Below are 13,283 nucleotides of genomic sequence, written 5' to 3' on the forward strand. Positions count from 1 at the left end.
ACTTCGGCCCGTGCGGATTATCGAACGCTCGAAACAAGCGGTCCAATGCTTCATCCGATGCTCTACGGTTGGCAGAGTGACAGCAAAACACAATAAAACCCGCTCAATAAAGCCGTTTACCGAGAATGACAGAACTCACGATTTCCCTTCACTCGTTGATCTTCAACTTCAATGATCTGATTCTGGTGATGGCCGCTGGCCAGTACATCCTCTTGACCGTGCTGCTCCTCGTGGCCGGGCAGCACGAGGGAAAAGTCAGTAATCAATTACTCGGCGCGTTCCTCTGCCTTAAAGCCATTCAATCAGTGGATATGCTGCTCATCTGGAGCGAGCCGTTGCGTCACGTCGTGCTGCAGACCAACCCGAACTGGTTGTTTATCGGCACAGCGCTGAGCCTGCTGCAAGGCCCACTACTCTATTGGTACGTCGCAAGCGTTCTGTATCGCCACTTCCGCTTTCAATGGCAGGATTCACTGCACCTGATACCGGCGCTGTTCATTACCGGCGCGCTAATCTGGCGCTACTATGCACTCCCGAACACCGCTCAGGTAGCCGTCATGACGGACCTCACGTTCATGTGGTCGCCCCTGATGACGCACACCACCACACTCTGGCACCTGAGCGTCATTGCCTACGGCGTGTACGCCATGCTGGCGATCACCCGCTACCGGGACCTGCTCAAGCAACGCTATGCCAACGTAGAGGTGCGCAAGAAGAGCTGGCTGAAGGGTTTGATCATCGGCCTACTGGTCATTACCGCCTGGCGGCTGCTGGTCCACCAGCTTGGCGACAGCATCAATTACGCCAGCGCCGATTTGCTGGGCATTTCCGGCAACTACATTGAATTCATCTTCGTCAACATACTGGTGTTCACGAGCATCCGTTACGTGCATTTATTCGACCGGGTAGAGCCGCCCGTCAAAGAGGCGGCCCAAACACCGTCACAGAGAAGTTACACAGATGAGCAGATTGCCCGGGTCCAGCGGTTGATGGCCGACCAGAAGCCTTATTTGCTGCATGACATCACCATCGAAACCCTCTCCCGCCGGGCCTCCATTCCAGAGCGCACACTCTCGCGCATGTTGAATCAGCATTTTGGCAAAAACTTCTTCGAATTCATCAATAGCTATCGCATTGAGGAGGCCAAGCGGCTGCTTGCCGACCCGGACTGTGGACAAAAAACCATTCTGGATCTGATGAACGACGCCGGCTTTACCAGCAAGTCCACCTTCAACACGCTTTTCAAGAAACACGTGGGGCAAACGCCCTCCCAGTATCGCAAGGATACGACGCCGTAAATGGACCTCGGCGCCACCACGCTGGTGAGTGGCGCAAGTTCGAACTCCCGCTTTTGGCGTCTCCCCGGACGCGCCCCTCTCACCACCGGTCTACAGTGAGATGGCCCCATGGGTTAACACCAGGGCTTATCAAAACCATTCGACTGAACACTTTAATAACGAGAGGTCTCCATGGCTTTTACGATAAAACGGGCCTTCGCGCTCGCGTTTCTGTTGTTTCCAACCGCCCTGCTGACAATACCGGCCTGGGCCCAATCGGGCTACTTCAAAGATGATTTCACCTGGGGGTTCAATACCGGGATCTGGCAGGCGCGCACGGGCAGCAATGGCTCACCGTTCGGCTGTGATTTTCAGCCCAGCATGATCACCCCCAGTTCCCACGGGATCACCCTCGGCGTCAACCCCGGTCAGTGCGCGGAATTACGCACTCATAACCTGTTGTCCTACGGACGGGTCCAGGGCAGCCTGAAAACCGGGAACGCTCCCGGGACCGTATCGTCTATTTTTACCTATACCTCCTGGCACGATGTACCGGGGCGAGCCTGGCAGGAAATCGACATCGAATTTCTCCCCTCGCTGGGTAACGTGGTACACACCAACATCATTTACCAGCCCCAGGGCGGCACGTATGAAAGCTGGGAGCAGGATATCGACCTGGGTCAGTACGGCCTGAATATCACTCAGGATCTGGTCAATATTGGCTTTGACTGGAGCAGCTGGCGTATCCAGTGGTATGTGTACGATGCCTACGGCAACCAGCAGATTATTCGCACCATGTACCGGGACAATGGGGACGGGTATGTCGCCCCGAACGAAATCCCCCAGTACGCCTGGCCCTCGGACCCCACCCGCATCATGATCAATCACTGGCACGGTGATAACTCCACCCAAGGGTTCTACTTCCCCGGTCAGTATTTCAATCAGAACACCTGGGCCTACTACGATTACCTGGAATACACCCCGAACTAACCTCCACGCACACCATCGACATCTGGCGGGCCGAGCGCCCGCCCTTGCCATTGCGGACCCTTTTATGAACACTTTTTTCCCGACCCTATATCGCCTCTGCCTCGGCAGCGCCGTTTTACTGGCCACCGCCTGCGGCAGCAGTGGCGGCGGCACCAGCCCTGAACCAGAGCCCACACCCCCAGCGTCTTCCTCCAGTACATCTTCACAAAACAGCTCATCCGGTGACGACTGTCCGGCCCAGCAGGTGGGTACCTCCAGCACTCGCATCGAAGGCGAACAGCTTTCTTGTGACGACACACTGCCCTTCGTGAGTGATGCGCAATTTTCGGGAGGGGAAGCTCTGGCGCCCGCCGATGGGGACACCGCCGAATACACCCTGCATATTGAGACATCGGGCTTGTTCACACTCAGCTATCGCGCCGGGGCAAACGACAACGAGGCGCTCTGGAACGCGTCCATTAACGGCACCCCTCTCGCTGTCGAGCCTGTCTCAATGGCGCCCTCGGAGTCCGCACAAACGGTTACCACCGCCGCTTTCTACCTGAGCGACGGCCAACAAACCCTTCAAGTGCATTTCGAGCAGGCGCCCGCCACTCTCGATTATATGGAGTTGCAATATACCGAGGCCCTGCGCCATGACCCTCACGATGCCGTGACCAGCATGGGCATTGGCATCAACCTCGGCAATACGCTGGACGCCTACCCCAATGAGGGAGACTGGGCACCCAAGGCACAGGAACCGTTCTTCGTCGCTTTTAACGAAGCCGGCTTTCATCATGTGCGAATTCCCGCCACCTGGGACACGCATGTGTCCGACACCGCGCCCTATACCGTGAACGAAGATCGCATGACCCGTACCGAGCAAATCGTGGATTGGGCCCTGGCCCAGGGGTATTACGTGATTCTGAATGCACACCACGAAACCTGGTTAAAAGAGAATTACGACAATCCGACCACACGAGCAAGGTTCGACGCCATTTGGACCCAGATCGCCGAGCGTTTCGCCCACAAGTCAGCGCGCCTGATGTTCGAAATCCTGAATGAGCCCGTGGGTATGAGCATGGCGCAGGTGAACGATCTCAACCCGCGCATTCTCGATATTATCCGGGCACAAAACCCGGACCGACTGGTCATCATTTCGTCCAATGATTACACACCCGTGTATGGGTTGAGCGGCATCACCGTGCCGGATGACGATTATCTGATTGGCAACTTCCACTCCTACGACCCCTGGACCTTCGCCGGGCAATGCATAGAGCGCTGGGGAAGCACCGCCGATAAAAACGAACTCGAAGGGCTGTACCAAATAGCCAGCGACTGGAGCGAAAACTCAGGTATACCCGTGATGGTCAACGAATTCGGCGTGCCCCACTACGACCACCTGAACCCGGAGAATGAATGCCACCAAAGTGATCGTCTTGATTACCTGAGCACTCACGTCAATTTCGCCACGCAATATGGCGTGGCCGCCACGGTATGGGACGACGCGGGTTCATTTGGCATCTACAACCGGGCGGACGGCACCTGGGGGCCGGAGAAGGATATTCTGGTGGCGCCTAATCCCTGAGGTCTTTCCCAGTGTTTTTTACCATTGATTGTTCAATAAAAAAGGGCGCCGCAATGGCGCCCCTTTTTCAGGCCGGAAAATTAGCAGTTACCTGCTAACTTATTCGATCGGGATTGAGAATCCCACGACGAATTTGGCTTCGTCGTTGTTCAGGCCGTCAACGTCGTCGGTGACCAGACCCAGGGTGAAGCTCAGGTTTTCGTTGTAGGCGTAGCTCAGGTCTACGTGTGAGTAGCCATCCAGTTCTGCTTCCCCGTCATGCACACCGTAGGTCAAACTGAAATCTCCAAAAGCCGCACCCACGGTCAGGTATGAATAGTCATCCAGGTCTTCCAAACCATGATAGTAGGTCACTGCCAACGGGCCGTATCCAACACCGAGAATCGCTTCCACGTTATCTCCCGGAGAAATCGGTTCATCGGCAGACGGATAGCTATAGCTCCACAAGCTCAAATCAAAGCTAAAACCATTAATCTCGTTGCCATAACCGGCATACAGGTCGTATTCAGTACCTAAGGCCGCATCACCAGAAGAAGCCCACATACCGGCGTAGAAACCACTTGCGCTGACATTGATGTCACCCCAGACGGCCGGATCGCCATTACCGAGGTCATAACCACGCCAGTAGTACATGTTGGCGGCGCCAACCGAGGCGGACACCTCAGCTTCTGCGTGGGCTACCGGAGCCAAAGCGGCTGAAGCCATCGCAGACGCGGCTACTGCACCAGCCAGAAATTTTTGCTTCAAGTTCATGAGTTCTTCCTCTAACGTTGGCAATTTTAAATTTTGTCTTGTCGCTGACCCTTGCCGGCCGGGCGACGTACCCGATTTTTTGTACAGGTGCCCAGGCTTTTGCAGAGACCGAGCCAACTTTTATTTTTCCTTTAAATTCATGAAGTTACTTATATTCGCCCCCCTTCCTACCAACCTTCACATTTTTGAAATGCACCAATAAAGTGCACCGCAAATGCCCCTCGTGCACCACGAATTGACACCCATCGGCGCACTCCCGCCCCAGGCGTACACGCCGCTTTTGTGTCACCATAGCGCCCACCGCTTTAATGAGGCCCACCGCTATGGACACGTATCTGGTCGGCGGCGCTGTCCGCGACAAACTGCTCGGCTATCCCTTTACCGAAAAGGACTGGGTCGTGGTGGGTGCCAGCCCGGAAATGCTGACTACCCAGGGGTTTATCCCGGTGGGCCGCGACTTTCCCGTCTTCCTGCACCCCGACACGCGCGAGGAATACGCGCTGGCGCGCACCGAGCGCAAAACGGGTCCGGGCTACGCCGGTTTTACATTCCACACCGCCACCGACGTGACGCTCGAACAAGATCTCGAACGCCGCGACCTCACCATTAATGCCATGGCCGAAGACCAGGACGGCCAACTCATCGACCCTTACGGTGGGGCGCAGGACCTGGCGGATAAACAGTTACGGCACGTTTCTCCGGCCTTCGCCGAAGACCCAGTGCGTGTTCTGCGCGTGGCGCGTTTCGCGGCCCGCTATCATCATCTGGGGTTCACCATTGCTCCCGAAACCCTGACACTCATGCGCACCATGGTCGACAACGGTGAAGTCGATCACCTGGTGTCCGAGCGTGTGTGGAAAGAGCTGGAGCGCGCCCTCGGCGAACGCTCGCCCCGGGTCTTTATCGACAGCCTGCGGGCCTGTGGGGCGCTCGCCCGGCTGTTGCCGGAAGTGGATACCTTATTCGGGGTGCCCCAACGCGCAGAACATCACCCGGAGGTGGATACCGGGCTACACACCCTGCTCTCGCTGGAGCAGGCTGCCCGCCTCACGCCGTCCACTGAGGCGCGCTTCGCGGTGCTTCTGCATGACCTGGGCAAGGGCGCCACGCCTGAGGCGGAATGGCCTCGGCACATCGGCCACGAACAACGCGGTCTGGCACTGGTGGACACTGTCTGCCGGCGCCTTGCCGTACCCAAGGATTATGCGCGTCTGGCCCGCCACGTGGCGGAATACCACACGCACTGCCATCGGGCGCGAGAGCTCAAACCCTCGACCCTGCTGAGACTGTTCAAAGCCCTGGATGCGTTTCGCAAACCCGACGCATTCGAGGCCTTCCTGCTCAGCTGCGAGGCCGATGCGCGAGGCCGCACGGGTTTTGAGGAGCGCGATTACCCCCAGGCGGACTACCTTCGCGGGGCGCTGCGCTGCTGCCAGGCGGTCGACAACCGGGATATTGCCGCTCAGGGATTCACCGGCAAAGCGTTTGGGGAAGCCCTGGATCGCGAACGACAACACCGCTTGCACCAGTACCGCGCTTCACACTCCCTGGGCGAGCCTCAATAGAGGCCGCCATCACTGAAGGCTGTCAGAGGCCGCATTCTTCTCACCAGGTTCCAACGGCTGGACTGGCTCAAAACGCCAAAGCGCTCTATCCCCGGACTGATCCAGCGGCCCCAGCACGGGGCTTTGGTTGGCAGGGCTTTGGTTGACAGAGTTCAGGCCGCTATTAGCGGGCGCTTGAAGGTAGTGGTCATTTTTCCAGCGGTTGCGAATCCGAAACGCCTCACCCACCGGCTCCAGTTCCCACTCGGCACTCCACCAGGTGGTGCGAATTTCGCTGACCTGCAAGCGCGGCCGTTCGGCGTGAAGGTAATGCGTCGCTTCACTCTTTGCTCGCGCGTCATCCGCCCGGCGCAGCCGGTAGTGCTCTTCCCCGTCTTCCACCCGCCACAAGGTCGTCGCTTGCGCGCTGAGTACCGGACGTCCACGACGGTCGCCGAGGTAGTCTCCACTGGCCTGGTTCTGCACGCTGAAGTTCGCCGTTACTGGTCCCGCCAAGGTGTAGCAACCATCGAGTGAGTTAATCCACTGGGCCACCAAATCCGCGCTTTCGCGGTCGACCCGGTGACTGCCCAGGGGCGGCATCCGGTACACATCCTGATAAGCAATGCGGCGCCACAGAATCGAGCGCTCGGCATCGCCCGGCGCAATCAAACGGGCACCATCCACCCCCATAGTCGTTTGCGTGGGCGTCTTGCCACAGGCGTTGGTCAGTGCCATGGGTGTGCTGAACCGCCAGTCCATGCTGCTTTGGCTTGTGCCTTCGGGAAGGTGACAGTTGGCGCAGTTACTGTCCAGAAAAGCGCGGGCGCGCTGCTCCAGCGTGGCCGAGGTGTCCCGGCTGGACGGCATCGCCGGTACACGCATCGCCTCGGCCACCGGCCTATCCAGAACGTCTATCGACCAGAGGTGATCCAACTGGTTGAGACTCTTATCGCTGGACTCACGCTGGGCCGAGGCGTCCGGCGCATCGATATCCATTTGCCGGACGCCGGGGCCCAACGTGTGTCCGGCCGCTGCCGTATGGCACTGCGCGCACTCGGCGGTGCTGGGGTAGTGCCAGCGCTGGCCCAGTTTCTCAATATCGGCGGCCGCATCCAGCAACAGTGCCTCGGAACCGTCTTTGTTCCATTCATAGCTATAGCCAATCCAGCCGGTTTGCCCCTGGTTCAGGAGCAGGCGCGTCTCGATCAGCTCGTCTTTCAACCGGAACTGCTTCACCAGAATCGCACCCACCGGGAAAACCAGTTTTCCGTTATCGGCGATGGAAACCCGCGTGTGCTCCGGCAACGACATATAGCGCTCCTTGCTCGCGCCATCGGACCAGAACGGTTCCTTCAGGTCATAGCCAATTAAGCCGGGGGCGGGCCGGGTCAGATCGTCGGGGTCCATGCAGCCGGTGTCGGACAGGCGTTCAGGAATGGGGATTCTGTCATCCGCCGGTTCCGCGGGCAACAACCGGGAGACCGTGCCCTTGTTGTACTCAACCACATACAACTCACCATCATCGTCCTCCGCAAAAGACACTATCGGGTCTCCGCTGTGCAGCAAGGAGCGTTGCTGCAACTGCCCATCGGCATCGCGCTCCAGCCCCCAGATCACGCCGCTGCCAAAATCCCCAAAAATAAACACGCCATTGAGCTCGGGCAACGCCTCACCCCGGTAAACAAATCCTCCGGTCACCGAGCGTCCCTGCGCCCGCCCGTAATCCCAGACCGGCTCACTGTGATTGTCCGGCACGGGGCAGTCGCTTCTCGGCTCGTAACCTTCGACACAAGGCCAGCCATAATTGCCGCCGTTTTCAATCCGGTTCAGTTCTTCGAACCGGTTCCCTCCCACATCCCCAGCCCACAGCGCTCCGGTTTTACGGTCAAAACTCCAGTTCCAGCTGTTGCGCAATCCGTGGGCATACACCTCCGCTGCACCGCCGTTTTGAGCGATGACATTCCCCGGTGCGGGTTGGCCCGTGTCGGTTAACCGCAGGATACTGCCATAGGGGTTGGTAACGTCCTGAGCATTGGCGCTGACGCCACCGTCACCCATATTGACGTACAGGTAACCATCGGGGCCAAAATCAGCCTTGCCGTTATTGTGGATGTGGGTGGGCTGCTTTAATTGATAGAGGGATTCATACCAGAGTTCACCATTGTCTGTGCGCACCAGGGTTTTCCCGCCGTCATCGGAGCGCAGGCGCACCAGGTGCGAAAACAGCGGTGCGTCGCCGTCACCGCCTTCGGTAAACGAAAAGTACAGGTAGCCGTTTTGCTGAAACTCGGGATGAAAAGCCAGACTGTACAGCCCGCACTCGTGGCAGCCCTGGGGCCGGAATACAATATTAAAACGCTCTTTCAGATCGACCCAGCGCTCCACCGTAAACTCCGATTCCGCACTCTCCCTGTCGGTCCGTTTGGATTCCAGCCGCCACACCTCGCCGTTCTGCTGCAGCACAAAGAAAACCGTATTACTGTCCGGCAGTGGCGTCACACCGACGGGAGACTGAAACGTACCGGCCGGTGCCAGCGGCTCCAGTCGCACGCTGGCGGGCTGGCGAAAACGGGTGGCCAGGCACTGGTTGTTGTGAGGCCGATCCTCCAGCGCACTCCAGTGTGTGGCACTGGCCTCGACCGGCTTGCCGCTGTTAAGGGTCAGCAGAAAATATCCAACCGCGCTGGCAATCAGCAGCGCCAGCGCAGAGAGGATGCCATCGAGAAGGCGTCGCTTCCCAGAGGGTTTGAAAGCCATGATTATTCCACAGGTCGTTGTTGTTATCAGAACCTTACGATGATTAAAGCCTTCGGGAGCGTGTTATTCTTCGTTCGCCCGGCCTTGAGGCCCGCCTACCTTCATCCGAGGAGATTATGACTGACACCGCCCCCGTTGCTCTGTTGACTGGTGCCGCTCGCCGCCTCGGTGCGGCCACGGCAAACACACTGCACAACGCTGGCTACCGCGTGATTATTCATTACCGCTCTTCCCGGGAGGCCGCCGAAGAGCTGGTGCGCACCCTGAACGCGCGGCGTCCCGACAGCGCCGTCGCCATTGCCGCGAACCTGACCATCATGAGCGACCTTCGCCGCCTGGCCCGTGAAGCCGTGGCGCAATGGGGGCGGCTGGATGCGCTGGTCAACAATGCCTCGTCCTTCTACCCGACACCCGTTGACAACGCCACAGAGGACGACTGGGATGACTTGATCGGGAGCAATCTCAAAGCGCCGTTTTTCCTGGCCCAGGCCGTCGCACCGGCACTGCGCCAACAGCGCGGGGCCATTGTGACTATGGCCGACATTCATGCCGAGCGCCCGCTCAAAGAACATACCATTTACTGCGCGGCCAAAGCCGGTCAGGTCATGCTGACGCAGTCACTCGCCCGCGAGCTCGCTCCGGAGGTACGGGTCAATGGCATTGCGCCGGGCGCTATACTCTGGCCCGAACAGGCGTCCGAGTCCAGCGCGCAGAGTAAGCAGGCCATCCTGGACCGGGTGCCGCTGGAGCGCGCCGGGGAGCCGAACGATATCGCCGACACCGTGCTGTTTTTATTGAGTAAAGCCCCTTACGTGACCGGACAAATTATCGCGGTCGATGGCGGTCGCACACTGACTTGACCTGCGGACCTGATCCGCGGACATGAGGCAGCCGCGATTTCAACCAGCGCCCCCCTTTCGGGACCGCCCGCGCAGCATTGACACCACGGTGGCCGCCGTCAAAAAGGCCAGGGCCAGCATCATGGCCTGGCCAAAGGTGTGCAACAGCGGCTTCGACAATGTCTCGTTCAACGGCTGGTTGCCAAGGTTCCAGTAAACGAACAAGTTGACCAGGCTCATGCCAATCAGGTTGCCGACCACACGGGCCAGATTCAACGTCGCGGCGGCCACCCCCACTTCGGCGCTGTGCGCCGATTGCATCACTACATGATTGTTGGGGCTGGAAAAGCTGCCAAACCCCAGCCCAACGAGAAACAGCGCCAGCACAATAAACAGCGGCGCGGTATCCGCACCAAGCTGACTCATTAGAGCATAGCCACACAACGTACAAACGCAACCCACCGTGGCCAGCCAGCGGGCCGGCAGATAATCAGCCAGTCGCCCTGCCAATGGAGCCACACACGCCATGGTCAACGCCTGCACCAACAGAATATGACCGGCCTCGGCCGCGCTGTAGCCTCGCACGTACTGCAAATACAGGCTCAACAGAAAACCCAGCGGATAGCTGCTGGCGTACATGAACAAGGCGGTTAACAATGAAAAGGAAAACAGCCGCGACTCGCGAAACATCTGCACCCGGATCAACGGTTGCTCCCGGCGGGCCTGACGGCGAATAAACTGCACCAGCAGCACAAACGACAGAGCCAGCACCAGACTCTGCCACCAGCCTGGCAGGCCGGTAAGCCCCACCACCAGAAGCACCGCCCAGAGCCCGAAGGTCAGCGCCCCCACCCAGTCGAACCGGGTTTGTTGATCGCCGAGCCATTCACCGGGAATACGCCAGGTGATCAGCGTCAAGACCACCGCCACCAAGGGCAGCGGCATGAGAAACACAAAGCGCCAGCCCAGCGCCTCGGTCACCCAGCCGCCCAGCGCCGGGGCGAGCGTGAGCCCCAGATACACACAGGCGGCATTCAAACCGAGCGGCAGCCCCCGGCGCTCGGGCGGAAAGACAGAAATCAACAGGGCCATACTGGTGGCAAACATCATCGCCGCGCCCATGCCCTGGAAAAAGCGCAGCACCAGAATGACTTCGATGGACGGGGAGAAAAACGCCAGGCTGCTGGCCAGTGCATTCAGGGCGATACCCCAGCGAAACACCCGTTTGCGACCGAGATTGTCCGCCAGCTTGCCCGCCGGCAACATGAAAATAATATTGCTGACCAGCACCACGGTCGGCACCCAGCTCACCAGCACCGCACTCGCGTGCAACTCACGCGCCATGGTCGGCAGCGCCACGTTCACCGAGGCCATTCCCAGCGGCGCAATAAACGCGCCCAGGCACACAGCGATCAACACCAGCCAGGGCGACACCGGCTGGCGGGCAAGCGGTTGACTCACAAACTTCTCCTGATCAGGTAGCCGCCCGGGACAGTGTTGTGCCCCGCCAGGTGAACGTCACCGGCCACAGATTCTGGCGCTGCTTATCGTAAGCCGCCCACAATTCGCGGTAGGTCTGACCGAGTTCCGGGTGGCGGAGGGTCGGCGCAATCTCGGCCATCGGCCAGAGCACAAACGCGTTCTCTGTCAGCTCTCCCCGAGGCAGATGGACCCCGGCTTCCTCACCGACGAAATCCCCATAAGTCAGGATGTCGATATCGAGCGTGCGGGGGCAAAATTTCGGGCCGTTGCGGCGTCGACCGTTGTCGTCTTCAATTTGCTTGAGCCCCTCCCACAGCTGAGCCAGCGGCAAGTCAGTCGTCACTCCTACCACAAGATTCAGAAAGTGGCTGCCGTTGAAGCCCACCGCTTCGCTTTCAAACACGGAGGAAATGGTCAGCGCACCAAATTGTGCCGACAGCGCATCCAGTGCCGCCGTAATATGGCGGTATCGGTCAATATTACTGCCCAGACTGAGGTATACCTCGGTCATGCCGGTTTCTCTCCCCGCTCAATAATCAGTCCGACATCCCGCGCCCCCCGCAGGGCACCCGGTTTGCTCAAACGCAGGCGCACCCAGGGCACATGGAATTCGCGGCGCACGATGTCGGCCACCTCTTCCGCCAGCGCCTCCACCAGTTGCGCATTGCGGTTTTCCAAATAGGCGATCAGGCGCTTGGAAACCGCCTTGTAATTCAGCGCGTGCTGAATATCGTCCGTCTCCGCCGCTTTGCGAATGTCGGAGGCCATTTCCAGGTCGAGGCTGATGGTCTGGCGAACTTCCCGTTCCCAGTCGTAAATGCCGATAATGGTGTCGACCTGCAAATCTCTAATGTACACAATATCCATTCGGATTCCTCTTGCGTTACGGTCGCCCGGATGCGGCGCCGTCAGTGCCCACCGGTGGCAGGCTATCCAATGACCAGCGGGCGCGCACGGTGACCGCCAGGGGCTCGCTTTGTCCGGCGAGCAGCCTTCGACACCCTGCGTAGGCAATCATGGCGCCGTTATCAGTGCAGAATTCATGGCGGGCATAAAACACGGAGGCGCCGATTTTCTCCAGGGAGTGCTCCAGCTCTTCCCGCAGCCGGGTATTGGCGGACACGCCCCCGGCAATGACCAGCGTTTTCAAGCCCGTCTGTTCCAGCGCCCGGCGACACTTGATCGTCAGGGTGCTGACTACCGCCTCCTGAAACGCGTGGGCAATATCCGCACAGGTTTGCTCATCCGGCAGACCATCGGCGCCCGCGTGATCGGCCACGGTATTCAGGGTGTAGGTCTTCAATCCGCTGAAACTGAAGTCCAATCCCGGACGATCCACCATCGGCCGCGGAAACGTGAAGCGCCCCGGCGAGCCCCGCTCAGCAAGCTTGGCCACCTGGGGGCCACCGGGGTAGTCCAGATCCAGCATTTTAGCGGCCTTGTCAAACGCCTCGCCCGCCGCATCATCCAGCGACTCGCCGAGCAGCGTGTATTCCCCCAGGCCGTTCACTTGCACCAGTTGCGTGTGCCCACCGGAGACCAGCAGCGCGACAAACGGGAAAGCGGGCGGACGGTCCTCCAGCATCGGGGCCAATAGGTGCCCTTCCATATGATGGATGCCCAGAGCCGGCACGCCCCAGCCGTAGGCCAGTGCCCGGCCCACCGAGGCTCCCACCATCAAAGCCCCAACCAGACCCGGCCCGGAAGTGTAGGCAATAGCGTCGATTTGATCTTTTGTGGTTTGAGCGTCCGCCATGACCTGCCGGATCAGGGGTAACAGCTTGCGCAAATGATCGCGCGAGGCCAGCTCGGGCACCACACCGCCATACTCAGCGTGTACATCAATCTGGCTGAACAGCGCGTGGCTCAACAGCCCCTGCTCGCTGTCGTACACCGCCAGACCGGTTTCATCGCAAGAGGTTTCTATACCCAGAACACGCATAAAGGGTCTCTGCACAAGGCGCTTCGGAACAAGTTTGGGGCGATGTGCGACACCGCCCGGAAAAGAGCGCGTATGATATAGGTCCAGACGAACAAGAACCAGTTGCAGAGGCGCCCGGAAGCCGTTAGA

At 59.3% G+C, this 13,283-nt stretch carries 11 protein-coding genes; 5 read left to right on the forward strand and 6 right to left on the reverse strand.

Features of this window, described 5'->3' with window-relative positions:
* Positions 1 to 125: 125 nt before the first annotated feature.
* From ACQCLF_RS07165 to ACQCLF_RS07175, 3 genes are all read left to right on the forward strand, one after another.
* Positions 126 to 1,298 carry a helix-turn-helix domain-containing protein gene (locus tag ACQCLF_RS07165; protein ID WP_426985700.1) on the forward strand — a complete coding sequence of 391 codons (1,173 nt, stop codon included), beginning with the start codon at positions 126 to 128 and terminating at the stop codon, positions 1,296 to 1,298.
* Positions 1,299 to 1,469: 171 nt separating this feature from the next.
* Positions 1,470 to 2,267, forward strand: coding sequence for a family 16 glycosylhydrolase (locus ACQCLF_RS07170; protein WP_426985702.1), 798 nt, complete (start codon positions 1,470 to 1,472; stop codon positions 2,265 to 2,267).
* Positions 2,268 to 2,331: 64 nt separating this feature from the next.
* Entirely contained in the window at positions 2,332 to 3,834 is a 1,503-nt protein-coding gene (locus tag ACQCLF_RS07175) for a cellulase family glycosylhydrolase (RefSeq protein ID WP_426985704.1), read from the forward strand.
* A 99-nt stretch (positions 3,835 to 3,933) separates the two neighbouring features.
* On the opposite strand, the gene ACQCLF_RS07180 is transcribed toward ACQCLF_RS07175, so the two are convergent.
* Positions 3,934 to 4,587, reverse strand: coding sequence for a TorF family putative porin (locus ACQCLF_RS07180; protein WP_426985706.1), 654 nt, complete (start codon positions 4,585 to 4,587; stop codon positions 3,934 to 3,936).
* Positions 4,588 to 4,910: 323 nt separating this feature from the next.
* Between ACQCLF_RS07180 and ACQCLF_RS07185 the strand changes: the two genes are divergently transcribed.
* A complete protein-coding gene (locus tag ACQCLF_RS07185) occupies positions 4,911 to 6,152 on the forward strand; it encodes a multifunctional CCA addition/repair protein (protein ID WP_426985708.1) in 1,242 nt (413 codons plus the stop codon).
* A 9-nt stretch (positions 6,153 to 6,161) separates the two neighbouring features.
* Here ACQCLF_RS07185 and ACQCLF_RS07190 read toward each other — a convergent pair whose 3' ends face one another.
* Positions 6,162 to 8,891, reverse strand: a complete 2,730-nt coding sequence (locus tag ACQCLF_RS07190) for a PQQ-dependent sugar dehydrogenase (RefSeq protein ID WP_426985710.1) — start codon at positions 8,889 to 8,891, stop codon at positions 6,162 to 6,164.
* 116 nt (positions 8,892 to 9,007) lie between these two features.
* On the opposite strand from ACQCLF_RS07190, the gene ACQCLF_RS07195 reads away from it, so the two are divergent.
* Positions 9,008 to 9,751 carry a pteridine reductase gene (locus tag ACQCLF_RS07195; RefSeq protein WP_426985711.1) on the forward strand — a complete coding sequence of 248 codons (744 nt, stop codon included), beginning with the start codon at positions 9,008 to 9,010 and terminating at the stop codon, positions 9,749 to 9,751.
* 39 nt (positions 9,752 to 9,790) lie between these two features.
* Here the strand turns inward: ACQCLF_RS07195 and ACQCLF_RS07200 are convergent, their stop codons facing one another.
* From ACQCLF_RS07200 to tsaD, 4 genes are read right to left on the reverse strand one after another with little or no spacing between them, the layout of a single operon-like run.
* Positions 9,791 to 11,191 carry an MFS transporter gene (locus ACQCLF_RS07200; RefSeq protein WP_426985713.1) on the reverse strand — a complete coding sequence of 467 codons (1,401 nt, stop codon included), beginning with the start codon at positions 11,189 to 11,191 and terminating at the stop codon, positions 9,791 to 9,793.
* 13 nt (positions 11,192 to 11,204) lie between these two features.
* Entirely contained in the window at positions 11,205 to 11,723 is a 519-nt protein-coding gene (gene folK / locus ACQCLF_RS07205; RefSeq protein ID WP_426985715.1) for a 2-amino-4-hydroxy-6-hydroxymethyldihydropteridine diphosphokinase, read from the reverse strand.
* The gene (folB, locus tag ACQCLF_RS07210; RefSeq protein WP_426985717.1) at positions 11,720 to 12,079 is read right to left on the reverse strand and encodes a dihydroneopterin aldolase; all 360 of its coding nucleotides are present in this window, start codon (positions 12,077 to 12,079) and stop codon (positions 11,720 to 11,722) included. The genes folK and folB overlap by 4 nt, the downstream gene beginning before the upstream one ends.
* A gap of 16 nt (positions 12,080 to 12,095) precedes the next feature.
* Complete coding sequence (gene tsaD / locus ACQCLF_RS07215) at positions 12,096 to 13,154, reverse strand: tRNA (adenosine(37)-N6)-threonylcarbamoyltransferase complex transferase subunit TsaD (protein WP_426985719.1); 1,059 nt, start codon at positions 13,152 to 13,154, stop codon at positions 12,096 to 12,098.
* Positions 13,155 to 13,283: the final 129 nt, after the last annotated feature.

It is taken from the genome of Marinimicrobium sp. ARAG 43.8, from assembly GCF_050113635.1.
Taxonomy (GTDB): domain Bacteria; phylum Pseudomonadota; class Gammaproteobacteria; order Pseudomonadales; family Cellvibrionaceae; genus Marinimicrobium.